The sequence below is a fragment of the Mesorhizobium sp. WSM4845 genome (genome assembly GCF_055811455.1).
This window is the reverse complement of the sequence record NZ_JBVVQA010000022.1, coordinates 88,132-110,035: the sequence shown is the minus strand read 5'-3', so window position 1 is coordinate 110,035 and position 21,904 is coordinate 88,132. Positions and strand designations below refer to the sequence as shown.

At 62.4% G+C, this 21,904-nt stretch carries 24 protein-coding genes and 1 tRNA gene; 13 read left to right on the top strand and 12 right to left on the bottom strand.

Annotated features, from left to right (window positions below; translation table 11 throughout):
• Nucleotides 1-1,213: 1,213 nt before the first annotated feature.
• A complete protein-coding gene (locus AC0L2C_RS23345; protein ID WP_473524564.1) occupies nt 1,214-3,226 on the bottom strand; it encodes a BTAD domain-containing putative transcriptional regulator in 2,013 nt (670 codons plus the stop codon).
• A gap of 174 nt (nt 3,227-3,400) precedes the next feature.
• On the opposite strand from AC0L2C_RS23345, the gene AC0L2C_RS23340 reads away from it, so the two are divergent.
• A complete protein-coding gene (locus AC0L2C_RS23340; protein ID WP_128246576.1) occupies nt 3,401-3,640 on the top strand; it encodes a DUF1127 domain-containing protein in 240 nt (79 codons plus the stop codon).
• Nucleotides 3,641-3,744: 104 nt separating this feature from the next.
• Complete coding sequence (locus AC0L2C_RS23335; protein WP_473524563.1) at nt 3,745-4,305, top strand: ankyrin repeat domain-containing protein; 561 nt, start codon at nt 3,745-3,747, stop codon at nt 4,303-4,305.
• A gap of 54 nt (nt 4,306-4,359) precedes the next feature.
• On the opposite strand, the gene AC0L2C_RS23330 is transcribed toward AC0L2C_RS23335, so the two are convergent.
• Nucleotides 4,360-4,887 carry a gamma carbonic anhydrase family protein gene (locus AC0L2C_RS23330; RefSeq protein ID WP_128246578.1) on the bottom strand — a complete coding sequence of 176 codons (528 nt, stop codon included), beginning with the start codon at nt 4,885-4,887 and terminating at the stop codon, nt 4,360-4,362.
• A 319-nt stretch (nt 4,888-5,206) separates the two neighbouring features.
• Here AC0L2C_RS23330 and AC0L2C_RS23325 point away from each other — a divergent pair, with 319 nt between their 5' ends.
• Complete coding sequence (locus tag AC0L2C_RS23325; protein ID WP_473524562.1) at nt 5,207-5,938, top strand: hypothetical protein; 732 nt, start codon at nt 5,207-5,209, stop codon at nt 5,936-5,938.
• Between the two features lie 230 nt (nt 5,939-6,168).
• On the opposite strand, the gene AC0L2C_RS23320 is transcribed toward AC0L2C_RS23325, so the two are convergent.
• Nucleotides 6,169-6,372, bottom strand: coding sequence for a DUF3126 family protein (locus AC0L2C_RS23320; protein WP_013531334.1), 204 nt, complete (start codon nt 6,370-6,372; stop codon nt 6,169-6,171).
• Between the two features lie 196 nt (nt 6,373-6,568).
• Nucleotides 6,569-7,417, bottom strand: a complete 849-nt coding sequence (gene cysE / locus AC0L2C_RS23315) for a serine O-acetyltransferase (RefSeq protein ID WP_027156043.1) — start codon at nt 7,415-7,417, stop codon at nt 6,569-6,571.
• 152 nt (nt 7,418-7,569) lie between these two features.
• On the opposite strand from cysE, the gene AC0L2C_RS23310 reads away from it, so the two are divergent.
• Nucleotides 7,570-8,169 carry an HD domain-containing protein gene (locus AC0L2C_RS23310; RefSeq protein WP_473524561.1) on the top strand — a complete coding sequence of 200 codons (600 nt, stop codon included), beginning with the start codon at nt 7,570-7,572 and terminating at the stop codon, nt 8,167-8,169.
• Nucleotides 8,170-8,343: 174 nt separating this feature from the next.
• Here the strand turns inward: AC0L2C_RS23310 and AC0L2C_RS23305 are convergent, their stop codons facing one another.
• From AC0L2C_RS23305 to AC0L2C_RS23295, 3 genes are all read right to left on the bottom strand, one after another.
• On the bottom strand, nt 8,344-9,111 hold the full coding sequence (locus AC0L2C_RS23305) for an alpha/beta fold hydrolase (RefSeq protein WP_473524560.1): 768 nt from the start codon (nt 9,109-9,111) through the stop codon (nt 8,344-8,346).
• 19 nt (nt 9,112-9,130) lie between these two features.
• Nucleotides 9,131-9,643, bottom strand: a complete 513-nt coding sequence (locus tag AC0L2C_RS23300) for a DUF192 domain-containing protein (protein ID WP_473524559.1) — start codon at nt 9,641-9,643, stop codon at nt 9,131-9,133.
• Between the two features lie 254 nt (nt 9,644-9,897).
• The gene (locus tag AC0L2C_RS23295) at nt 9,898-10,473 is read right to left on the bottom strand and encodes a cold-shock protein (protein WP_329608822.1); all 576 of its coding nucleotides are present in this window, start codon (nt 10,471-10,473) and stop codon (nt 9,898-9,900) included.
• A gap of 237 nt (nt 10,474-10,710) precedes the next feature.
• Between AC0L2C_RS23295 and gloA the strand changes: the two genes are divergently transcribed.
• The gene (gene gloA, locus AC0L2C_RS23290; RefSeq protein ID WP_287248140.1) at nt 10,711-11,151 is read left to right on the top strand and encodes a lactoylglutathione lyase; all 441 of its coding nucleotides are present in this window, start codon (nt 10,711-10,713) and stop codon (nt 11,149-11,151) included.
• A gap of 144 nt (nt 11,152-11,295) precedes the next feature.
• Nucleotides 11,296-11,589, top strand: coding sequence for a DUF2218 domain-containing protein (locus tag AC0L2C_RS23285; RefSeq protein ID WP_128246586.1), 294 nt, complete (start codon nt 11,296-11,298; stop codon nt 11,587-11,589).
• 4 nt (nt 11,590-11,593) lie between these two features.
• Here the strand turns inward: AC0L2C_RS23285 and AC0L2C_RS23280 are convergent, their stop codons facing one another.
• Together AC0L2C_RS23280 and ilvA are read right to left on the bottom strand one after the other, a co-directional pair.
• Nucleotides 11,594-12,154 (bottom strand): DUF1697 domain-containing protein, encoded by a 561-nt coding sequence (locus tag AC0L2C_RS23280; protein WP_473524558.1) that lies wholly within the window; start codon nt 12,152-12,154, stop codon nt 11,594-11,596.
• Complete coding sequence (gene ilvA / locus AC0L2C_RS23275) at nt 12,151-13,407, bottom strand: threonine ammonia-lyase IlvA (protein WP_473524557.1); 1,257 nt, start codon at nt 13,405-13,407, stop codon at nt 12,151-12,153. Before ilvA ends, AC0L2C_RS23280 begins: the two co-directional genes overlap by 4 nt.
• 211 nt (nt 13,408-13,618) lie before the next feature.
• Between ilvA and AC0L2C_RS23270 the strand changes: the two genes are divergently transcribed.
• Nucleotides 13,619-14,686, top strand: coding sequence for an alpha/beta hydrolase (locus AC0L2C_RS23270; protein ID WP_287214556.1), 1,068 nt, complete (start codon nt 13,619-13,621; stop codon nt 14,684-14,686).
• 1 nt (nt 14,687) lies between these two features.
• Nucleotides 14,688-15,848, top strand: coding sequence for an alpha/beta hydrolase (locus tag AC0L2C_RS23265; RefSeq protein ID WP_473524556.1), 1,161 nt, complete (start codon nt 14,688-14,690; stop codon nt 15,846-15,848).
• A gap of 25 nt (nt 15,849-15,873) precedes the next feature.
• Here the strand turns inward: AC0L2C_RS23265 and ade are convergent, their stop codons facing one another.
• Both ade and AC0L2C_RS23255 read right to left on the bottom strand, forming a co-directional pair.
• Nucleotides 15,874-17,685 (bottom strand): adenine deaminase, encoded by a 1,812-nt coding sequence (gene ade, locus AC0L2C_RS23260; RefSeq protein WP_473524555.1) that lies wholly within the window; start codon nt 17,683-17,685, stop codon nt 15,874-15,876.
• A gap of 220 nt (nt 17,686-17,905) precedes the next feature.
• Entirely contained in the window at nt 17,906-18,085 is a 180-nt protein-coding gene (locus AC0L2C_RS23255) for a hypothetical protein (protein ID WP_473524554.1), read from the bottom strand.
• A gap of 23 nt (nt 18,086-18,108) precedes the next feature.
• Here AC0L2C_RS23255 and AC0L2C_RS23250 point away from each other — a divergent pair, with 23 nt between their 5' ends.
• Together AC0L2C_RS23250 and AC0L2C_RS23245 are read left to right on the top strand one after the other, a co-directional pair.
• The gene (locus AC0L2C_RS23250) at nt 18,109-18,402 is read left to right on the top strand and encodes a hypothetical protein (RefSeq protein ID WP_473524553.1); all 294 of its coding nucleotides are present in this window, start codon (nt 18,109-18,111) and stop codon (nt 18,400-18,402) included.
• 496 nt (nt 18,403-18,898) lie between these two features.
• Nucleotides 18,899-18,987, top strand: a tRNA-Leu gene (locus tag AC0L2C_RS23245).
• 112 nt (nt 18,988-19,099) lie between these two features.
• Here AC0L2C_RS23245 and AC0L2C_RS23240 read toward each other — a convergent pair.
• The gene (locus AC0L2C_RS23240) at nt 19,100-19,678 is read right to left on the bottom strand and encodes an NUDIX domain-containing protein (protein WP_473524552.1); all 579 of its coding nucleotides are present in this window, start codon (nt 19,676-19,678) and stop codon (nt 19,100-19,102) included.
• A gap of 198 nt (nt 19,679-19,876) precedes the next feature.
• Here AC0L2C_RS23240 and AC0L2C_RS23235 point away from each other — a divergent pair, with 198 nt between their 5' ends.
• From AC0L2C_RS23235 to AC0L2C_RS23225, 3 genes are all read left to right on the top strand, one after another.
• Nucleotides 19,877-20,980, top strand: coding sequence for an NADH:flavin oxidoreductase/NADH oxidase (locus tag AC0L2C_RS23235; RefSeq protein ID WP_473524551.1), 1,104 nt, complete (start codon nt 19,877-19,879; stop codon nt 20,978-20,980).
• Between the two features lie 100 nt (nt 20,981-21,080).
• Nucleotides 21,081-21,389, top strand: coding sequence for a DUF982 domain-containing protein (locus tag AC0L2C_RS23230; RefSeq protein ID WP_473524570.1), 309 nt, complete (start codon nt 21,081-21,083; stop codon nt 21,387-21,389).
• A 31-nt stretch (nt 21,390-21,420) separates the two neighbouring features.
• The gene (locus AC0L2C_RS23225; protein WP_023798198.1) at nt 21,421-21,660 is read left to right on the top strand and encodes a DUF2188 domain-containing protein; all 240 of its coding nucleotides are present in this window, start codon (nt 21,421-21,423) and stop codon (nt 21,658-21,660) included.
• Nucleotides 21,661-21,904 lie beyond the last annotated feature (244 nt).

Below are 21,904 nucleotides of genomic sequence, written 5' to 3'. Positions count from 1 at the left end.
CTCGAAGGATCGCGAAAGCTCCGGATTGACGTTGCCCTGGACCAGCGAAATGGCGGGGGCGCTTTCGACCCAGTTTTGTCTCGTCATCGCATAGCTAAGCGGCACGGCCAGACAGATTGCTGCGACGCCAAAGCGGGGCACAAGACCGATCGGCCTGCGAATGCGAGGAGGTGAGGCCGTCGCCGTGGTGGTGTCGGGATTCTCCGCGAGGGCGAGTTGTGTTGGCATACGGCTCAGAGCCGTCAATACTGGACTAGTTAGGGCGGCAAGATTTGCCGCCACCTGCCTATGAACATAGCCAGCGATTTCCCTGATCGATGTCGCAAGTCGGCCGGATTGCGCTATGTTCGTCGCGGAAGCGACAGCGTTGGTCTGGGTGACAGACGAGCTCTCGCAAGCTTCGGAGATCACGTCGAAATACTCGATTCGCACCCCGAACCGAAGGCAATTGGCATCCTGACGCCGAATATCCAGGTCTGCCGCGTCTGAGGGCACGGCAATCTGAGAAGAAGAAGCAGGCTCGGTTGCAAGGTCGACCGGGATTTCCCAATCCCAAGACACCTCCTCCTCGGGGAGGTCAGATCCGCGTTCGCTCACATCTGATTTGAGGCGACGCCGTTGCACCCCGATAAGGATACGCCTTAGCACAAGATAGAGGCCCATCGAGGCAAATGCTGCTATCCCGCCCAGGACGGCGAGATCTGCGCTGTTTGCGTAAATTTCGGCAAGATGATTTGGCATTGCCGTGCCTGTGCGGTTTTGGGTGTAATCTTAAGATCGTGAAGCGTTGTTGGCCCCTCGCCTTGGTGCTGGCTAAAGCCTTTGGTCGCGTTCGAAGCTGTCACTTGCTTCGAGGTCCCTCCAGTGCTCGAATTGTTGTTGCATGGCGGAGCGGCGGTCGCGCGTTGATAGGCGTGCCGGCGCAGATGACTTTTGTTTGAAACGAAACTTGACAGGCCGTGGCCGCCGATTGTCGGCCGCCAAGGGCGCACAGGCTCTGAAAAGCCGACTTGCACCTCTGCATCTCAACGTCCCGAGAGTTCTCCCACGGTAGCGCACCATCCCACCATTTCCGGCTCTGGACGGTCCGGCTAAGCTTTAAGCTAGGTCACAGGCCTCCACGGTCAACCGTCACCTTATAGTTAGCATCCATCGGCAGTACGTCGGCCATCTGGTGCCGAAGCCGTTTGCCTCGCTTCACGCTGACACGGCGTTAATCGGGCAGGCCCGCCTTGCGAAGTCCTTCGATATATCTGCTGCGATCGTCCGGTCGACAAAACGGCGGCAGCACCTCAGCGAGATTCGAAAGCCGCAACGTAGGGTCGAGTTCGCGCAGGCGGGCCATCATCTTCTCGGCTTCCGAAAGCCGACCGGCCAAGACGTAACTTGCCGTCGCCACACGCGTCGCACTCGCGTAGTTTGGTTGCGAACGCAAAGACCTTTTCGCCCACTCAGCAGCATCGTTGTAGCGCCCGGCACAAAAGTGAGCGAGCGCGGTGCAAAATTCCCAAACAAAAAAGCGAGGATCCAACGGACTGAGGCGCATTGCCTGCGCGGCGCGCTCGACGGCTTTCTCCGGCTCACCTAAGCACGCTTGAACCCACGCGCTGTAACCCCACGCCGCAGCCAAGTTCGGGTTCAGGCCAAGCGCGCGTTCGATGCACGCCGCGCTTTCCTCCACATCGCCGCCTACATAGCCGAGCACGTATCCGCCGTACGAAAGGGCAATTGCATCGTCCCATCCAAGTTCGATCGCTCTCTTTGCCAGTCGGGTCGCCTCGGCAGTCTCTTCTAAGCGATCGATCATCCAGCGGTTGCTCTTTCGCGCCGCATAGCAGCGCGCCGCCCGGGCATAGGCGGCAGCGAACACCGGGTCACAGCCGATCGCCTTCATGAAGAACCGCAGAGCGTCATCCATGGTTTCCTTGGTGTTGACCGCTCGGTCGTGGGACGCCAACCCGCGCAGATAATAGTCGTAGGCGTCGAGGTCCTCAGTCGGCTTGCGCTTGGCGCGCTCAATTTCCGCCTCCTCGACCTTTGGGGTGATCGCGCCGACGATGCTCGAGGCGATCTGGTCCTGAAAATCAAAAACCTCGGCTAGAGTACCTTCAAAACGGTCAGCCCACAGGTGGAGGCCGCTCGAAGCGTCGAGGAGTTGTCCGGTGATGCGCAGGCGCTCACCCGCTTTCCGCACACTTCCCTCGACCACATAGCGCACGCCCAGTTCACGCCCGACCTGCTTTATGTCTATCGAGCGTCCCTTGTAGGCAAAGCTCGAATTCCGTGCGACTACGAACAGGTGACGAAAGTGAGCCAGGGCGGTGACGATGTCTTCCACCATACCGTCGGCAAAATATTCCTGCTCCATATCACCGCTCAGATTTTGAAACGGCAACACTGCCACCGACGGTCGATCGTCGTGTCTCGCTGGGACTGACAGGACCTGCGGCAGCGACACGACGCCAGAGCTCGGCCCGGGCCGCTGATATCCAATTCGTTCGCGGGATTGCAGAGAAGCCGCCAGCGAGCTTGTCTCAGCCTCCGGCTCCGCATCCAGATGCTTTCTCAGGGCATTGCGACAGAGCTCGAATTGGCGCAAGGCGGCGTTTTCGTGACCGCGTTGAGCGTGGATCCGGATCAGCGCCCGATGGGCGGCCTCCGCGGTAGGATCTGAGGCAAGCAATCTCTCTGCCAGCCCTTCGCAGGCCGTCTCTTCCGCTGAGCCGGGTATCGGCAGCGCGAGGCTCAGCCGATCGACCAACTGCAGCGCCTTGCGCTGATACCTGTCCAGATAGGGTCCAAACCACTCATCCAGTTCCTCAGGGATGGCTTCCCCTGCAAGCACCCCACCGCGGTAGAGGTCGGCGGCGTAGGCGAGATCCGCCGCCCCGCCCTGCTCCAGTTTGCGGTCGAAGATCGAAATGTCCGCGTCATCCGGACCGGCAATCAGCGCGATGGCTTCCTGATCCCCGTCGATGTAGACGGTGGCATCCTTGCTGGTCGGGAACGAGCGCCGGATGTCGACCAGCGCTTGCCGCAAACTATTGCGCGCCTGCCCATTACTTCGTCCCGGCCAAAAGGCTTCGGAAAGCAACTCGCGACGATGGCCGCGGCGGCCCGCCAGCACCAAGGCAGCAAAAAGCAGCGAAGTCTTGCGCGTGGCGAAGCGGACGGGCCGGCGCTCCGGGGAGGTAATCTCGAGGCCGCCCAGCAACCTGATGCGCACAGATCCGTCTCCAGACTTTCACCGCCGCGGCAGAATAGCATTCCGGCAGATGGATTTAACACCGATTTAACGGCAGCTCGTCGGGCTTTTCCGTTTTTTCACGCACAGCCGAACAGCCCGAAAACAGCCGCATGGCACGCTCTCATCCGCAAATCTCGAAATGGGAGACTAAAAATGGCTGACACGCAAACTCGCGCCGCCCGCACCTCGAAAAGACATTTGGTTGGACCTAGCCTGAAGGGCGCAGCAATGATGATTGCCGGCTTCAGGGGGTGGCGGCGCACCGTCGCAAGACGCAGGGCACTGGCCGACTTGACGGCCGATCAGCTGAACGACATCGGTCATCCGGAGGTCGATCGACCCGTGCTCAACATCAAGGCAGGTCTGATCACGAACTTGATGTCGATGCGGTAAGTTCGGCGTACCAGCGGCGCAAAGTATCAGCTGCCGAATTACGTCTTTCAGACAGCGCCGGGCGGGAGCAATATGGCGGCCAATTCAACCTCCGGATCGCTGCGATGTTGGAAATCCCGGAAGATCGATGCGAGCGCCACCGCCTGTTCAAGGCCATCGACGACGCGTTCAAGGCGGGCGACTTCGAGGCCCTCGGTGTGGCTCTCGGCGGCTCACCCGGCTGGTTCGACGAGCAGATGCCCTTTGAACTCGGCCTTGGGCATCCACTGGAGTATGCGATCTATTGGAGCCCCGCCGCTTTCATCTCGATCTTACTGGATGCGGGCTCGGACCCGAACTATCACCACCACGGCGGTTTTCCGGCAATCATTGCGGCACTCTCCGCCGACCGGGCTGACAGACTGGAAATAGTCCGAACCCTGATCGATGGGGGCGCAGACCTGAACATGCGGGGCGTAAACGACTGGACGCCGCTTCACTATGCGGTCGCCATCCGTAGCGTCGATGCCATCCGCCTGCTGTTGGCGGCAGGCGCCGACCCATCGCTCGAAACCCGCATCGACGACTATACGACAGCCCTCGAGGACGCCGACAATGCCGGCTTTGAAGCCGGCGCTTCGTTGCTGTGCGATGCAATGACCAGGCGTGGCTCCAATGGACGGTGAGTTGGGCGACGATGCCGGTGAACCATATAGCCGAAGATTTGACCAAGGCTGGCCTCAGGTCTTCGTCAGCCCCGCCTTGAAGCGTTTGCCGTTGGCGACGTAGTGCGCGGCCGAAGCCCGCAGGCTTGCCACCGCGGCATCGTCCAGTGTTCGCACCAAACGGGCGGGCGAGCCGATGATCAGCGAATTGTCGGGGAATTCCTTGCCTTCGGTGACCAGGGCGCCGGCGCCGACCAGCGAGTTCCTGCCGATCTTCGCGCCGTTCAGCACGATGGCGCCCATGCCGATCAGGCTGTTGTCGCCGATCGTGCAGCCATGCAGCAAGGCGCGATGGCCGATCGTGCAGCCTTGCCCGATGGTCAGGGGAAAACCGACATCGGTATGCATGACCGTGTGTTCCTGCACATTGGTATCGGCGCCGATGATGATCGGCTCGTCGTCGCCGCGGATGACGACGCCGAACCAGAAGCCCGCGTTGCGGCCGATCTGTATGTCGCCGATCAGGGTAGCGTCGGGCGCGATCCAGTTGCTGTCGGCGTCCTCGAAACCGGGGGCTTTTCCATCGATCGCATAGAGCGGCATTTTCTCCTCCGAATCGTCTCAGGCTGAAAGATGGGTCGACCCTAGGAGAGTGCCTGCCTGGGATGCAATGTCGATCAGCACGACGCCCAACGCCAAAGATCGTCGCGGTGCAACCGCAAGAGATCAGCGCCGTCAGGCAACACTAAAAGAAACGAGTGTGCGTCCAACCGGACCCATCTTCACCTTCCATTTACCATGAAATCGCACAGTCGTGTTTCGACAGGCGTGCCGCAAGAGCCGTGCCACGCACATGGGTCGCTCAAGGACAGCCCAAGGGAACAGACATATTGGGACAGGCCGCCGATAATCGGGGATCGCGATGAAGCAGGCAGCCGCCGCCAACGGGCCGCAACTCACCATCGTCGATTCCAAGCTGATGAAGCGGGTGTTCTACGTGTTCGCTGCGCTGGCAGTGCTTTCGATGATGATCAGCCTTGGCGGCAAATGGTTGGGCCGTTCGATCGCCATGGCCGGATATACCGACGACACGACAGTCCACGAGGTGGTGATCGGCAACAACGTCATCGCCGTGCCGGCCAATGTCATCCGCTTCGACCAGGCGCGGCGCGACGGCATCGCCTCGCGCCTCGACCTCTATCTGCGTTATCCCGAAATGGACGGCTACAGCGAGGCGGGCCGCGACGATTTCAACCACACTGGACCCAGCAGGAGCATCATTTTTCTGTCGTTCGAACGACAGGTCATGTCGCGTGACATGAGCGGCCGCTTCGCGCCGATCTACAGCGCACTTATCGTCGAGCCTGGCACGCCCGGTCCGGGCGGCACGACGCTTTACGGCTTCAGTGAAAAATCAGGCTATTTCAATGAAGTGCTGGCGGTCGGCAATCGCCGGGGCAAGGACCCGTTCGTGGCCCGCTGCCTGAGCGGCGCAAGTGCTGCGCAATCGCTGGCGCCCTGCGAACGCGACATTCTGGTCGGCGACAATCTCAGCCTCACCTACCGCTTTCCCATGGAATTTCTGAGCGATTGGCAGGCGCTCGACGCAGCCATCGCCGCCAAGGCTGCGCGTATGCTGAAGGCCGGGCATTAGGATGATGATGAAGCGAACCGTGCGAGAATCTGCTCAGTGACTTTTTGATCGCGCAGCGCAGAAATTTGCGCGACGTCGGCGGGACAGCACCCCCCCTCTGCCCTACCGGGCATCTCCCCCTCAAGGGGGGAGATTGGCTATTCGTTCTTCTTTCGCCAATCGCCGACGTTGAAGAAGAGGGTGCGGCGGCAAGCTGGCTCAAGGTCGGCCGGCACCGATCGCCTCCCGGCTCAGGCGAGATCGATGTCGAGGATCGCCATCGAGAAATTATAGTCGCCGTCGTCCTCGTCCTTGAAGACGATGCCGAGGAATTCGTCGCCGACATAGACCTCGGCCGAATCATCCTTGCGCGGCCGCGCCTTCACTTCAAGCTTGGGGTTCTGGAAGACGCGCTTGAAATAGGCGTCCAGCTTTCTGATTTCGTCCGGCTTCAAAAGTCTTCTCCGATCGTCGGTCTTGCTCATTTGAGCGCGCTTCTGGCACGTCGACAATGGCGATGTAAAGACAAGCCGGCGAGAGAACCGGGGCAATCGCTAGAGGTTTGCGCTGCCCCTCATTGCCCTGCCGGGCATTTCTGCCCGTATAGTGACGGGGAGAAAGACGCCTTTGCAACGGGCCCTGCCCGAGCGTTCAGATGTCGAAGCTGACGACGTGGTCCATCGACTGCGACGGCAAAAGCTGGTCCATCTGCCGCGAGGGCCGGTCGCAGCCGGTCTCGCCGACGACGCGGGCCGGCACGCCGGCAACCGTCTTGTTGTGCGGCACCGGCGACAGCACCACCGAGCCTGCCGCGATCTTGGAGCAATGGCCGACTTCGATGTTGCCGAGGATCTTGGCGCCGGCGCCGATCAGCACGCCGTAGCGGATTTTTGGATGGCGGTCGCCGCCGGCTTTGCCGGTGCCGCCCAGCGTCACGCCGTGCAGGATCGACACGTCGTCCTCGATCACCGCCGTCTGGCCGACGACGAGGCCGGTGGCGTGGTCGAGGAAGATGCCTTTGCCGATGCGGGCGGCCGGGTTGATGTCAGTCTGGAACACCGAGGACGACCGGCTCTGCAGGTAGAGCGCGAAATCCTGGCGGCCCTGGTTCCACAGCCAATGCGCCAGCCGGTGCGTCTGGATGGCATGAAAACCCTTGAAATAGAGCACCGGCATGATGAAGCGGTCGCAGGCCGGATCGCGGTCGTAATAGGCCTGGATGTCGACACGCACCGTCGACGACCAGTCGTTGTCGTCGGCTGCCATCGCCTTGAATGTCTGGCGGATGAGATCGGAACCGATATCCTGGTGGGCGAGCCGCTCGGCCAGCCGATGGATGACCGCTTCCTCCAGGCTTTCCTGGTTGAGGATGGTCGAATAGAGGAACGCCGCCAGCAACGGATCGCGGTTGACCGCCTCCATTGCTTCGTCGCGGATCGAGCGCCAGATCGGGTCGATCGGCTTCACCATGGTCGGGCGGGCAATCGTAACGCTGTTCATCAATGGTCTCCGGCCTAATGTCTCCGGCTTGGCACCAAAACCGCTGCGCTCTTTTGCGCGACATGCTCTATAAGCCAGATCATAGCACGGTTGAACTCAATTTTCTTTAGTGCATCGTCAAATGGATTTGGTTCACGGAAATTCAAGCGGCCATGGAAAACCAAGCCTTGATCGACGAGCCGCTGAAGCGCGAGCTTTCCGCGCTCTACCAGGCCGAAGGACGCCACTATCACAGCCTTTCCCATATCGAGGCGATGCTGGCGCTGGCCGGCCACTATCGGGCATCGTTGCACGACCCCGAGGCGGCCGAGGCGGCGATCTGGTTCCACGACGCCATCTATGACAGCCGGGCCAAGGACAACGAGGCGAGGAGTGCCGCCCTTGCCGAGAAAAAGCTCGCCGGCCGCACCGATGCGCAGCGCCTTGGCTGCATCACGGCGATGATATCAGCCACCGCCACACATGAGTTGCCGCAGTTTGACGACGAGAATGCCGCCCGCGACGCAGCGCTGTTCCTCGACATGGACCTGGCGATCCTGGGGGCGCCGCCTGATGCGTTCGACGCCTATGAACAGGCGGTCCGCCGCGAATATGGCTGGGTGGAAGAGCCGATGTGGCGCGCCGGCCGCAGTGCTGTCCTGAAGGGCTTCCTCGCCCGCCCGCACATCTTCCACACCGAGGAGTTCCGGCAGCGGTTCGAGGCTCAGGCTCGGCAAAACATGGCGCGTTCGCTCGAAGCGCTCGGGGCGTGAGCTGGCTTCTCCTTCTCCCCTTGTGGGAGAAGGTGGATTGGCGCGCAGCGCCAAGACGGTTGAGGGGTGCTGGCCGGAGCACTGTTAGTGCCAAGCTGGAACACCCCTCTTCCGACCGAGCTTCGCTCGGCCACCTTCTCCCACAAGGGGAGAAGGAAGAGGCGTACCTACTACTCACAGCGGATTTTCGGCATAAAACTCCAGCACCCGCTGCTTGAAGGACTTGTCGCCGACGGCCAGCATGTGGTCGCGGCCCTCGATGTGGAACGCCCTGGCGTTCGGCATCAAGGCGGCCAGTTCGTCGGGCGAACCGCCGATATCGTCCTTGGTGCCGACGGCAATCAACGTCGGCTGGGCAATGCGCGCAATGTCGGCCTCGGCCAGCAATTCCCGCGAGGTGGCAATGCAGGCGGCCAGCGCCCGGTGGTCGCTGCGGGTCTGGTCGGCGAAGGCGCGAAACGAGCGGCCGCGCGGATTGCTGGTGCTATCAGGGTCGTCGGCCAGAAGGGCGGCGGCGATCGGATCCCAGTCGCCGACGCCGTCGACCATGCCGACGCCGAGACCGCCGAAGACCAGCGTCGCCACCTTGTCCGGATCGGAAAGCGCCAGGAAAGCGGAAATCCGCGCGCCCATCGAATAGCCCATGACATGGGCGCGTTCGATGCCGAGATGGTTCAGCAACGCTGCCCCGTCGGAGGCCATTCTTGCCGGCGTATAATCGGCCTCCTGATAGCTCTTTGACGAGGCGCCGTGGCCGCGATTGTCGAAGGCGATGGCGCGGTAGCCGGCATCGTTCAGCGCCTTGAACCAGCCGGGCGACACCCAGTTGACGTAATGGGTCGAAGCAAAGCCATGGATCATGAGCACCGGATCGCCCTGCCCCGATGCCGGCTGGCGGTCGAGGAAGGCAAGGTCAAAACCGTCATGGGAGAAAAACTGCATCTGCATGGATCCTGCGCGTTCAGTTGTGCGCAGTGCCGATTGCCGGGTGACGCAACAGGTCGCCGTCCTCGATGCCGCTCCTGGCGGCGGTGCCCGCCTTGAGCTCGAGCACGAAGCGAACCGGCTCGCCGGGCGAGATCATCGCCTCGGATTGCGGCTCGCCTTGCTTGATCGCCCGGATCCTGCCGTCCTGACCGACAAAGATCAGGTCGAGCGGCATCGGCGTGTTCTTCATCCAGAAGCTGACATCCCGAGGCTCCTCGAACACGAACAGCATGCCATGATCGTCGGCCATCTCCTGGCGAAACATCAGGCCAGCCTCGCGCTCGGCCGAGGTGTCGGCGATTTCGACGGAGAAAGAGCGTTCGCCGCCTTTCGTCACCGCGACCAGCGGCTGCGGGTCGACGGCAAGGATCATCGCCCGGCTGTCTGCCGAAGCCGGTCGCTGCGAATGGAAGAAAGCGCCTGCGGCAATGACAAAGGCGATCGCGGCGCAGACTACGCCCGTTGTCAGCCAGTTCCTGTAACTCATTCAGACTCCTCGGCCATCGTCCTAGGTATGTTGAAATTCAGGTGAGGTCGGCCTGCAAACGGCGGTTTCCTGTGCTTCCGGTGCTCACGTACCCAAAAGTACGCTCCGCTCCGGTTCTCGGAACCCACCATTTTCGGCACGGCCTGACCTGAATCTCAAACTACCTGGACCATGATCCCGAACCTACGGTTCGAAAAAGATCACGGTCAAGCGGAAAGCACCAGGTCGCATCTCGATTGGATCGGGGTGGGACTTTAGTGCGAGACGGGCAAGGTACCCATATCCGGGTGAATTTCGGCAGCCATAAGGCCTTTGTCGCCGCGCCCGAAGCGGACCAGCACGACCTGCCCCGGCCTGAGTTCGGTAATACCGTAACGGCGCAGCGTCTCCATGTGGACGAAAATGTCCTCGGTTCCCTCGCCCCGGGTCAGGAAACCGAACCCCTTGGTGCGGTTGAACCATTTCACCAGCGCCCGTTCGAGGCCGCTTTCCGGCGTCACCGAGACGTGGGTGCGCTGCTCCTGCATCTCCGCCGGATGGGTCGCCGTGGTGAGATCCATGGAGAGCACGCGGAACGCCTGCAACCCGCGCTCACCTTGCTTGACCAGGCAGACGACGCGCGCACCTTCCAAGGCGGTCTGGAAACCGTCTTTTCGAAGACAGGTCACATGGAGGAGAATATCGCCGGAAGAGCCGTCATCGGGAAGAATGAAACCGTAACCCTTGGCCACGTCGAACCATTTGATAGCGCCCGCAATCTCGACAAGACCGGCCGTGTCGCCGCTCTCGTCTCTTTGCAAGGCGTCGTGACCGGTTCCGTCCCGCCCCATGAAAGAGGCTTTTTCCCCCATAACAACGCCCCCCTTTTCCAAGAATACCGCAACTGATTCTTGACCTTAGATTAACACTTCCGTTTCAGGTGTGTGCAAGACCTGAGCTGCGTTTTTTCACGGTTCATTGCGGGAATACCGGATTTGTTGTTTGCCGGCAGGAGCGGCTATCGGGAATTGCCCTTTGGCCGGGTGGCCCCTATGTTCGCCGCAAAGCAACATTTCGAGGAAAACCACATGCGCTACCTCCACACCATGGTCCGTGTCGCTGACATCGATGCCTCGCTCGATTTCTACTGCAACAAGCTTGGCCTCAAGGAAGTGCGCCGCCACGAAAACGAACAGGGGCGCTACACGCTGATCTTCCTCGCAGCGGACGAAGACGAGCAAAGCGGCATCACCGACAAGGCGCCGCTGATCGAGCTCACCTACAATTGGGATCCGGAAGACTACAAGGGCGGCCGCAATTTCGGCCACCTCGCCTACGAGGTCGACAACATCTACGCCACCTGCCAGCATCTGATGGACAAGGGCGTCACCATCAACCGGCCGCCGCGCGACGGCAACATGGCCTTCGTCAAATCGCCGGATGGCATCTCGATCGAGCTTTTGCAGAAAGGCCCGGCCAAGGCCAAGGCCGAGCCCTGGGCGTCGATGCCCAATACCGGAAGCTGGTAACCTATCACAAGGATCGAGAACGGGCACGACCAAGCCGAACGATTTATGGCGTTTCTCGGAATCGCGCCTATCTGTTCGGCCACCGCGCCTGCTTCGAAATTGGCGCATCCAAAGATGCGCGCTTGCCCAAGGAGAAATCCATTCATGCCGACCAGCCATGCCGATGTCGTCACTGAACATGCGAGCCGCTATCTGCAGCAGCTCTGCAAGCACTGGGCGCACAAGTTTCCCGTCGCGTTCGATCCGAACCACGGCACGATCGACCTCTCACTGGGCCGCACGGTTCTCGATGCCGACCCGGCAGCGCTGCATATCGCGGTAACCGCCGACGAAGCCGGCTCGCTGGAGCGGCTGGAAACGGTCGTTGCCGACCACATCAAACGCTTCGCTTTCCGCGAAGAGCTGACCTTCGATTGGAAAAACGCTTCGGCAGCGTAGGCGACTACGCTCCGCCATTCCGGCCGGCCATTTCCAGCAGCATCAGCACCGTGCGCCAGTTGCGCGCGGTGCAGGGCACTTTCAGCGTGCGCGGGATGAGGTTGGCAAATACCGATTTGCCGAGGCCTTCCGGTGCGTGCAGGTAAAGCACATCGCCCCTGACCTCGAACCGTTCGGGACCGGTGCATTTTTCGGCCAGCCGCGCGACCTCGTCGGCGGTCGGCGAGCGCTCCAGCACATAGGCGTGAAGCTTCGTTGGCTCGCCGGCAATTTCCGGATAGGGATTTTCTGCCACCAGCCGCTCGAACCAACCGAGATCGCGCACCATGATGCGCGAGTGAAATCCCCATTTCTTCTCGAAGGCCGTTTCCATCTGTTTGGTCAGCGTGGCCGCGTCGCCCTTTGCCGAACGGAACACGATGTTGCCGCTCTGCACATAGCTGGTGACGTCGCCAAAACCGAGTTCCTCGAAGAACGACCGCAAGTCCGCCATCTTGACGATGCGGTTGCCGCCGACATTGATGCCGGAAAACAACGCAACGAAAATCTTCGCCCGGGCACTCATATGATGAACCCGGCCAGCGTCTCGTTGTCTGTGATGTCCTGATACTGGACGCCCTCGGCATCGAAATTGGCGTTGAGCAGCTCGAAATTGCGGCGGTCCTTGGTTTCGATGCCGATCAGCACCGAACCGAAATTGCGCGCCGATTTCTTCAGATATTCGAAGCGGGCGATATCGTCGTCGGGACCGAGCAATTCGAGGAAGTCGCGCAGCGCGCCCGGCCGCTGCGGAAAGCGGATGATGAAATACTTCTTCAGCCCCTCGAAACGCAGCGCCCTTTCCTTCACGTCCGGCAGCCGCTCGAAGTCGAAATTGCCGCCCGAAACCACCGCGACGATGGTCTTGCCCCTGATTTCCTTCTTCGAAAAATCCTTCAGCGCGTCGATCGCCAATGCGCCGGCCGGCTCCAGCACCACGCCTTCGACGTTCAGCATCTCGATCATCGTCGCGCAAAGCCGGTTTTCCGGGATCAGCCGCACCGCCTCGGTGGCAAACGCCTTGAGATGCCGCAACGGCTCGCGGCCGATCTCGGCCACCGCGGCGCCATCGACGAAATTGTCGACCCTGGCGAGCCTGATACGCTTGCCGGTGGCGAGGCTCTCGCTCAGGCTTGGCGCGCCGGCCGGCTCGCAGAAGACGAAGCGCGTGTCGCGGCGCTGGTCGGCGAAATAATGCGTCACACCCGCAGCCAGACCGCCACCGCCGACCGGCAGCATGATGATGTCGGGCATGCGCGCGCCTGGCATCTGGCCTGATATCTCGTAGGCGACCGTCGCCTGCCCCTCGATGATGTCCTTGTGGTCGAACGGCGGCACCATGTGCGCGCCGGCGCTTTCCGTGAATTCGGAGGCGGCGCGGTAGCAGTCGTCGAAAAAGTCGCCGACCAGCCTGATCTCGACGAATTCGCCACCGAACAGCCGCGTCTTGTCGATCTTCTGCTGCGGCGTCGTCACCGGCATGAACACCACGCCTCGCTTGCCGAAATGACGGCAGACGAAGGCAAAGCCCTGGGCATGGTTGCCGGCCGAAGCGCAGACGAACAGCTCGGCATCGTTGCCGGCGGCGAGCGCCTTGCGGAAGAAATTGAAGGCGCCCCTGATCTTGTAGGAGCGCACCGGTGACAGGTCCTCGCGCTTCAGCAGCACGCGCGCCCCGGTCTTCTTCGACAGATAATCGTTTTCCTGCAGCGGTGTTTCCGGGAAGATCTGGCGGATCGCGGCAGCGGCGACCGCGACGCGGGAAGAGAAACTGGTCATCGAAAAAATTACCCCGGATCGTCTGTGGTGTTCGCGAAGCTAGCACACGCCGTACGTGTTTGATCAGGGCAATCGTTCTGGCTTTCGCGCAACAGTGCGATGACTGTCGCAAGCCGCTGAGCGCATTTCGGCAGGAAACGACTTACTTCTGCCGCACTTCGGCTGTCCGGGAGGTTGGATCAAGCCTTTCGGCCGGAGTGGAATTCTAGAGTTGAAAAAGATTTGTATCCTTGTCCTTGCCTTGCTCGTTGCCGGCTGTGGCGGCCGGCAGACCGAGGAACTGCTCGGCAGCGCCATGGTGTCGGCGCCGGTGACCGATATCGCCGGCAACCACAGCATCTTCATCGCCACGACGCGCAAGCGCTCCGACGATCCCAGCAAGGTTTTCGACCGCGAGCGCTCGGCCACGCTGAACTATGCCCGCGTCAACGTCACCGTGCCGGGGACCCACGAAGCCGGTCAGATCGAGCGGCGCTCGCGCGGCAAGTCGAACGACCCGGCCAAATACTTCATGGCCTCCGACGTCGTCGGCTACGACACCGCGCCGAAATTCTCCAGCGCGCTCAGCTCCGATATCGCCGCGCGCGGCGGCCGCGTCATGCTTTTCGTCCATGGCTACAACACCGGCTTCGACGCCGCCGTCTACCGCGTCACCCAGATCGCCCATGATTCCGGCTACCCGGGCACGCCGGTGCTGTTTTCCTGGGCATCGGGCGCCAAGACCCGGGACTATGTCTATGACAGGGAAAGCGCCAGTGCGGCCCGCGACCAACTGGAAGTGACGCTGAGAATGCTTTCGCAGACCGGCGCGCGGCGCATCGACATCGTCGCCCATTCGCTGGGGACCTGGGTTACCATGGAGGCGCTGCGCCAGCTCGCCATCAACGGCGACCGCGATCTCAGCGGCAAGCTCGGCGACGTCGTGCTGGCCTCGCCCGACATCGATGTCGACGTGTTCAAGAGCCAGATGCGCCGCTACGGCAAGCCGAACAAGCCATTCATCCTTCTCCTGTCCGACGACGACCGGGCGCTGCGGCTCTCCGGCCTGATCGCCGGCTCGCGGCCGCGCGTCGGCGACTACAAGGACGCGGCCGACCTCGCCGACTATGGCGTGAGCGTCGTCGATCTCTCCAGCGTCAAGGGATCGGATCGCTTCAACCACACCAAATTTGCCGACAACCCCGAGCTGGTGAAGATGATCGGCCAGCGGCTGCGCGAGGATGACGGATTTGCCAGCGACCGCGAGGTGACCGACCGCATCAGCCTGCTCGGGCAGTGAGGTGCGTTCGAAGACTTTTCTCGTCGTAGCGTTTGCGCTCGCGGTGACCGGCTGCGCCGGCCGCAAGACCCACGACCTTCTCAACACGACGGCCGTGACGGTGCCTGCCTCCGACATCGCCGCCACGCATGAGATCTTCGTCGCCACCACCCGAAAAAAGGCGACGAAGGACCCGCGGCAGGTGTTCGACGGTGACCGTTCACCGACCACCAGTTTTGCCAGTGTCGAAGTCACCGTCCCGAAAACCCATCAGGTCGGCGCCATCGAGCGGGTCAGGGGCGCCGCCAACAGCAACCCGGCGAAGGACTTCACGGCAACCGAGGTCGAATTCTACGAAGGCGCCCCGCAATTCGCCAAGGCGGTCGGCGCCGATATCGCCATGCGCGGCGACCGCGCGCTGGTTTTCGTGCACGGCTTCAACAACGGTTTCGACGACGGCATCTACCGGCTGACGCAGATCGCGCACGACACAAAATACTCCGGCACGCCGGTGCTGTTCTCATGGGCGTCGAGCGGCAAGACAACGGGCTATATCTACGACAAGGAAAGCGCCAACGCGGCGCGCGACGATCTCGAAGAGACGTTGCGGATGCTGGCCAAGACGAAGGCCAAGAGCATCGACATCATCGCTCATTCGATGGGCACCTGGGTGACGATGGAGGCGCTGCGCCAGCTTGCCATCACCGGCGACCGTGATCTCGGCGACAAGCTCGGCTATGTCATCCTGGCCTCGCCCGACATCGATGTCGATGTATTCAAGAAGCAGATGATCCGTTACGGCAAGCCCGACAAGCCTTTCGCGATCCTGCTTTCGGGCGACGATCGCGCCCTGAGACTGTCCTCGCTGATCTCCGGCGACAAGCCGCGCGTCGGCGACTATGGCGACGCGGCCGACCTCGCCAGCTATGGCGTGTCGGTGGTCGACCTGAGCAAGACCAAAGGCGGCGACCGCCTGAACCACGCCAAATTCGCCGACAACCCGTTCCTGGTGCAACTGCTCGGCGACCGGTTGCGCGCCCCGGCCGGCCTGGCATCAGACGAGGTCGATCCGGCGCAGCCGATCAACAATCTCGGCCATGGCATCGGCAAGGCGGTCGGCTCCGTCGCCGAGATCGTCATCACCACGCCGTTCAAGGTGCTGACCATCGCCACCGGCGGATGAGGAGTGGACACGCCCTTGGTCGTTGTCAGACGAACAGGTCGACCTTCTGGAACGTCGTCACATCGATCAGGCCGACATCGGAAATCCTCAGTTCCGGGATGACGACCAGCGCCAGCAGCGAGTGCTGCATGTAGGCGTTGTTCAGCGAACAGCCCATCTTGCGCATTGCCTCGGTCAGCTTGTCGGCCTTGGCGGCGACGATTTCGGCGCGCTCGTCCGACATCAGGCCGGCGATCGGCATTTCGACCAGCGCCAGTTCCTTGCCCCTGGAGAACAGCACGACGCCGCCGCCGACCTCGCCCAGCCGGTTGACCGCCAATGCCATGTCCTGCTTGGAGGTGCCGACGACGATGATGTGGTGCGCATCATGCGCCACGCTGGAGGCCATGGCACAGTCGCTCATATAGCCGAAGCCGGAGACGAAGGCGTTGGTGACGCCGCCCGTGCCGCGGTGGCGCTCGACCAGCGCGATCTGGCAGACGTCGTTGCGACGGTCCATGGCGACCAGCCTGTCCTCCACCGGAAGGTCGGCCTCGAGCGCCCGCGTCGGCGCCTGGTTCTCGATCACGCCGATGACCCGCACCCGAATTTCGTTGGCGCCGACAGGCGCCACGATGTCGAAATCCCACGGTCTGAGCTTCTTGCCGAGCTTGACGGTGTTCTTTGCCGTCTTCGGATAGTCATAGGCCGGAATGTCGATGTCGAGCTTGCCGCCCTTGGCCAGCCTGACGCCGCGGCCATAGACCTCGTCGATGGTCATTGCGGCGAGATCGGAGACGATCAGCAGATCGGCGAGCCGCCCCGGCGCGATCGACCCCAGCTCGCGCCCCAGCCTGAAATGCTGGGCGGTGTTGAGCGTCGCCATCTGGATCGCGGTCACCGGCTTCACCCCCTGGCCGATGGCGTGGCGGACCACCCGGTCCATATGGCCTTCATGGACGAGCGTCCCGGAATGGCTGTCGTCGGTGCACAGGATGAAGTTGCGCGGATCGAGCCCGCTCTCCGTCACCGCCTTGATCTGCGAGGCGACGTCGTACCATGCCGAGCCCAGCCTCAGCATTGCCTTCATGCCCTGGCGGACGCGGGCGATGGCGTCCTCGGCGCGCGTGCCTTCGTGGTCGTCCTCGGGGCCGCCGGCGACGTAGCCGTGGAACGGCAGGCCGAGATCGCGCGAGGCATAATGGCCGCCGACGGTCTTGCCCGCCCTCACCGTCGCGGCGATCTCGCCGGCCATCACCGGATCGTTGGCAGCGACACCGGGAAAGTTCATCACCTCGCCAAGTCCGACGATGTTTTCCCAGCCCATCGCCTCGGTCACATCGGCAACCGTCAGCTCGGCGCCGGCATGCTCCAGCCCAGGTGCGGAAGGCACGCAGGACGGCATCTGCACCAGCACGTTGATCGGCATGGCGACCGCCTCGTCATGCATCAGCCGCACACCCGGCAGGCCGAGCACGTTGGCGATCTCGTGCGGGTCGATGAACATCGAGGTGGTGCCATGCGGGATGACCGCGCGGCAGAACTCCGTCACCGTCACCATGCCGCTCTCGACATGCATGTGCGCGTCGCAAAGGCCCGGCACCAGATAGCGCCCGCCGGCGTCGACCACCTTGGTGCCCTGGCCGATGGCGTGACCGGCATTCGGCCCGCAATAGGCGAAACGGCCGCCGGCAATGGCAATGTCGGTGCCGGCGATGATCTCGCCGGAATGAACGTTGACCCAGCGTCCGTTGCGGATGACGAGATCGGCGGGCCTCCTGCCCATGGCGACGTCGACCAGATGCGTCGCCGCCTCGGCCCAGGGTTTTGGTTTCGTCGCACGCGCGGTCTTCGCCATGAGGAGACTCCTGTTTTCCCGACTGTGCCAAGCCGCGCGGATTTTGACCAGCGGGGAACTTGTGGGTCGTGTGCGGCTACTCGGTTTTCACACTCTCGTTGCCGGAGGCGCCGTCGGCGGCGCTGCGAGGCGCCATCCACGACAAAATGCCTCAACCGGAAGACGAGTCCGGTTGCGGCAAATCAGCTTGTTCGGGAGTTTCGATCAGGAAATCGGGCGCTCAAATATCGCCCCGATGTTCCCTGTCGCGGCAGTTGAGAAGGTCGACCAGATCATCGGCCTCTTCGAGAGGCATATCGATCAAGGGGACGCCGACCTCGACAACCGGCATCCCCGTGAACACATCGATGATGTCCCACGTGCCTTCAGGTGTCTTCTCAATGTCGTAGCGTTGAGTCATGGAGTGGAGGAGGAGATTAGCGGGTGCAGAAGAAGATTGGCGCGTTTACTCGGCTATCGCTCGTTTGGGCTCCGCCGAAACGATTCCCGCCCAGCCTGATCAATCGCCTCAAGCAATGGGACAAAGGTGCTGGGCAGTCGTGGGTCTACGGCAAGGTTCAGCACGCCGTGCAGGTGCCGGCGATAGTCTTCGGAACGCAGCAATTGCCGTACCGCGTTGGCAACGGACTTCCCTTGTCCTGTGTCAAACTCTGCCATGTCAGGGGTTCCAGTAGCTTTAGCCCGAAACTCAACCGTTGCGAAATGGTTCCGGGATGATTTTGATCAAGTTTGAATCAGTGGATGGCCCGTCGCTGCTGAACGGCCTGCAGCCGCCAATTCTCCGTCGTCTGCGATTGGCCGAAAGTCACCGCGCCTTCGTCATCCCAGGGCAAGCAAGGAGCAAAGCGACGCGGCGCAGACCCTGGGATCCATTCCGTGACATCCGCCGAAGAATGCTGCGGTTCAGAATAAAGCGCTCGTAGTGATCCTTCGCGCCCCCCTCTGTCCTGCCGGACATCTCCCCCACGAGGGGGGAGATCGGCCTTCATCACTGATTTCGCCAACACCAACTTGGCAAAAAAGGACGCTGTCCGCGAAGCTGCCGATCTCCCCCCAAGTGGGGGAGATGTCCGGCAGGACAGAGGGGGGCGCCTCGCTCCGCCATCAAAAGGTTCTGCACCGCAGCAGCGCACCAAGTTTGCCCGTGCCAATCCTGCTGAGAAACCTTCGTGACACAGTGCCACGGCTGTGCCAAACAGGGCCAACTGTGCCAGCGAGCGTGGAGAAACTGGTAAACTCAGCAGACTTAAAATCTGCCGCCACTACAATGGCTTACGGGTTCGATCCCCGTCGCTCGCACCACCTCACATCGGACTTGAAATCCCTCGATCTCTGATCGTACGGGTTCGATTCCCGTCGTCCGCACCAGCAACGCCGGCGCCACCGCGCTGGCGCATGCAGGTTCGGGCTTGGATCACACCCGGATCGGGTTCAGCTTCAGATGCTGGATCAGGATGATGGTCTTGGCGTCGATGATGCTGCCGTCGGAGATGCCGGCCAGCGCCTCGTCGAGCGGCATTTCCAGGACCTCGATGTCTTCGCCTTCTCCCGGTGCGCCGCCGCCGTCGGAGATGCGGTCGGTCGGTGAATAGCGGGCGACGAAGAACCAGAGCCGCTCGGTCACGCTGCCAGGGCTCATGAATGGCGAAAACAGCCGTTCGACGTCCTTCAGCCTATAGCCGAGTTCCTCTTCCGCCTCCTTGCGGATGCAGGTTTCGGGATCATGTTCATCGAGCAGGCCGGCGCAGGCCTCGATCAGCGGCTCGCGGTGGCCGGTGGCGTAGGCGGCGTAGCGGAACTGCCGCACCAGCAGAACCGTCGAGCGCTCCGGGTCGTAAGGCAGGATCACCGCGCCGTCGCCGCGATCATAGGTCTGGCGGATCTGCGTCTCCCATTGCCCGTCGCGCCGGCGGTAATCTAGGACGGTCTTTTTCAGGACGGCCCAGTCGTCGGAAAGGACTTCCTCCGAACGGATGCGAATGCGGTCTTCCATGGTGAACTCCGTGTTGCCGGCGAGGCGTAGCGGTGATCGGGCCTTCGCGCAATCCCGACAGCAGCTTGGCCGACGGTGCCTGCTGCGGAACGTTTGAGGTGCCCGGCAGGGGCAGACGGGCAGCGCTTCACCGCCTCGTGTATGGCGCAGGCGCAAACCATTGCCTAAATAGCGACAGCCCCTCCCCGGAGTTTCCTGATGACCCCTTCCCTCTTCCAGCCGATCACGCTTGATGGCCTGACCTTTCCCAACCGCATTGCGGTGGCGCCGATGTGCCAGTATTCCGCTGAAGACGGCTCGGCCAGCGACTGGCACCTGCACCACTGGATGAACCTGGCGATGTCCGGCGCCGGCATGGTCACCGTCGAGATGACCGACGTCGAGCGGCGCGGCCGCATCTCGCATGGCTGCCTCGGCCTTTATTCCGACGACAACGAGGCGGCCGCCCGGCGCGCGCTCGATGCCGCCAAGCGCGTTGCCGCTCCCGGCACCAAATTCGGCACGCAGCTTGCCCATGCCGGCCGCAAGGCCTCCAACCAGAAACCTTGGGAAGGCGGCGGGCCGCTGAACGCCGATCAGGACCCATGGCCGATCGTGTCGGCCTCGGCAATTGCCTACGACACGGGCTGGCAGGTGCCGCGGGCGCTGGAGGATGAGGAGATCCTGCAGATCATCGAACGCTTCACTGATGCGGCAAGGCGGGCCGAACGTGCCGGCTTCGACTTCATCGAATTGCACGCTGCGCACGGCTATCTGATCTTCCAGTTCCTGTCGCCGCTTTCCAACCAGCGCACCGACCGCTGGGGCGGCTCGCTGCAAAACCGCATGCGTTTTGTCGTCGAGATCGCCAAGGCGGTGAGAAAGGCAGTGCCCAGGCTGATGCTCGGGGCGCGCCTGTCGGTCAAGGAATGGGTCGATGGCGGCTTCGACGTCGACGACGCAATCGAAGTGGCCAAGGCGCTGAAGGCAACGGGCGTCGCCTATCTCTGCTGCTCGAGCGGCGGCAATTCGCCCCTGCAGAAGCTGCCGGCAGGTCGCGGCTACCAGGTGCACCTGGCGGAGGCCGTTCGCAACGGCGCCGGAATCCCGACAAGGGCCGTCGGCCTGATCGACGATCCGAAGCAGGCCGAGGCGATCGTCGCCGAGGGCCGTGCCGACATGGTGGCCCTGGCCCGCGCCTTCCTCGCCGATCCGCGCTGGGCGTGGCGCGCCGCGGCCACCTTCGGCGAAAAAATCCAGCCGGCGCCGCAGCTTGCCCGCTCGGTGACGACGATGCAGCACTGGATGAAGGCGGCCGGCTGACCGGCCCGATTGCAGGGCCGCCGCCGCAACGACCGTTACCCCGAGACATTACGCACGCCGAGGGGCGTGCAACCAAATCGGCGGCTCCGCGTTGGCGGCGATGATGGACAGCAAGCCTTTTGAAAAGCCGGTCGTGGTCGAACTTGGCCGTGTCGGCGAATACCGTGAGATCCGCAGCGCCCAGGAAGCTGCGGAGTGCCTGATGACGGTCTGGCCGCTCAATCGTGGCCCGCGGCATCGCGATGCCCTCGACACTTGCCTAAAAGTGCTGGAAGGTTATCGTTCGACAGCGGATGCGCGCCGGGCATTGGTCGAGGCCGCCATGGAATCGGACGTGCTGGTTCCCGAAGAGAGATTGCCCGAAGGCAAACTGCCCGACCGCAAACTGCCCCAAGGCAAACCGCATTGAGCAACCTGAGCTTTTTCCACTGGAGGATTTCATGGCCAAGCTGACCTACAAGATCGTCGAGCATGACGGGGGCTGGGCCTATAAGGTCGGCGAGACATTTTCGGAGACGTTCCCTACTCACGAGGACGCGCTGCGCGCCGCCGAGATCGCTTCGGCCGAACAGCAGGTCGCCGGCACCACCGACGGCATCCAGTACGAGGACGCCGAAGGCAAATGGCACGACGAGCTCGCCGACGGCCGGGACCGGCCGCAAACCGAAGTTTCCGATTAGGCTGGTGTCGTTACTGATGGCTTCTCGCACCTCCGGTTTCAAGAGCTGGGGCTTGACAAGTCATGCTCTTGCTATGATCCCGGCCATGGCGAATTTCAGTCCCGCTGGGAACGCTCACGATCAGGCGCGACGAAGAAGGGCGCTGGCCACGCAACCGCTTTACAGGGCAGTCTGGTAGCGCTACCGTTTCATCATCGCGCGTGACCAGGGAGGAGCTTTGGGAACTGCCGCGGCCAGTCAGGAA

What these genes read in the sequence shown, in the direction of transcription:
- AC0L2C_RS23340 (WP_128246576.1), top strand. Translation starts at nt 3,401, where the DNA reads ATGGCTGACACGCAAACTCGCGCCGCCCGCACCTCGAAAAGACATTTG.
- AC0L2C_RS23335 (WP_473524563.1), top strand. Translation starts at nt 3,745, where the DNA reads ATGTTGGAAATCCCGGAAGATCGATGCGAGCGCCACCGCCTGTTCAAG.
- AC0L2C_RS23330 (WP_128246578.1), bottom strand. Translation starts at nt 4,887, where the DNA reads ATGCCGCTCTATGCGATCGATGGAAAAGCCCCCGGTTTCGAGGACGCC.
- AC0L2C_RS23325 (WP_473524562.1), top strand. Translation starts at nt 5,207, where the DNA reads ATGAAGCAGGCAGCCGCCGCCAACGGGCCGCAACTCACCATCGTCGAT.
- cysE (WP_027156043.1), bottom strand. Translation starts at nt 7,417, where the DNA reads ATGAACAGCGTTACGATTGCCCGCCCGACCATGGTGAAGCCGATCGAC.
- AC0L2C_RS23310 (WP_473524561.1), top strand. Translation starts at nt 7,570, where the DNA reads ATGGAAAACCAAGCCTTGATCGACGAGCCGCTGAAGCGCGAGCTTTCC.
- AC0L2C_RS23305 (WP_473524560.1), bottom strand. Translation starts at nt 9,111, where the DNA reads ATGCAGTTTTTCTCCCATGACGGTTTTGACCTTGCCTTCCTCGACCGC.
- AC0L2C_RS23300 (WP_473524559.1), bottom strand. Translation starts at nt 9,643, where the DNA reads ATGAGTTACAGGAACTGGCTGACAACGGGCGTAGTCTGCGCCGCGATC.
- AC0L2C_RS23295 (WP_329608822.1), bottom strand. Translation starts at nt 10,473, where the DNA reads ATGGGGCGGGACGGAACCGGTCACGACGCCTTGCAAAGAGACGAGAGC.
- gloA (WP_287248140.1), top strand. Translation starts at nt 10,711, where the DNA reads ATGCGCTACCTCCACACCATGGTCCGTGTCGCTGACATCGATGCCTCG.
- AC0L2C_RS23285 (WP_128246586.1), top strand. Translation starts at nt 11,296, where the DNA reads ATGCCGACCAGCCATGCCGATGTCGTCACTGAACATGCGAGCCGCTAT.
- AC0L2C_RS23280 (WP_473524558.1), bottom strand. Translation starts at nt 12,154, where the DNA reads ATGAGTGCCCGGGCGAAGATTTTCGTTGCGTTGTTTTCCGGCATCAAT.
- ilvA (WP_473524557.1), bottom strand. Translation starts at nt 13,407, where the DNA reads ATGACCAGTTTCTCTTCCCGCGTCGCGGTCGCCGCTGCCGCGATCCGC.
- ade (WP_473524555.1), bottom strand. Translation starts at nt 17,685, where the DNA reads ATGGCGAAGACCGCGCGTGCGACGAAACCAAAACCCTGGGCCGAGGCG.
- AC0L2C_RS23255 (WP_473524554.1), bottom strand. Translation starts at nt 18,085, where the DNA reads ATGACTCAACGCTACGACATTGAGAAGACACCTGAAGGCACGTGGGAC.
- AC0L2C_RS23240 (WP_473524552.1), bottom strand. Translation starts at nt 19,678, where the DNA reads ATGGAAGACCGCATTCGCATCCGTTCGGAGGAAGTCCTTTCCGACGAC.
- AC0L2C_RS23235 (WP_473524551.1), top strand. Translation starts at nt 19,877, where the DNA reads ATGACCCCTTCCCTCTTCCAGCCGATCACGCTTGATGGCCTGACCTTT.
- AC0L2C_RS23230 (WP_473524570.1), top strand. Translation starts at nt 21,081, where the DNA reads ATGATGGACAGCAAGCCTTTTGAAAAGCCGGTCGTGGTCGAACTTGGC.
- AC0L2C_RS23225 (WP_023798198.1), top strand. Translation starts at nt 21,421, where the DNA reads ATGGCCAAGCTGACCTACAAGATCGTCGAGCATGACGGGGGCTGGGCC.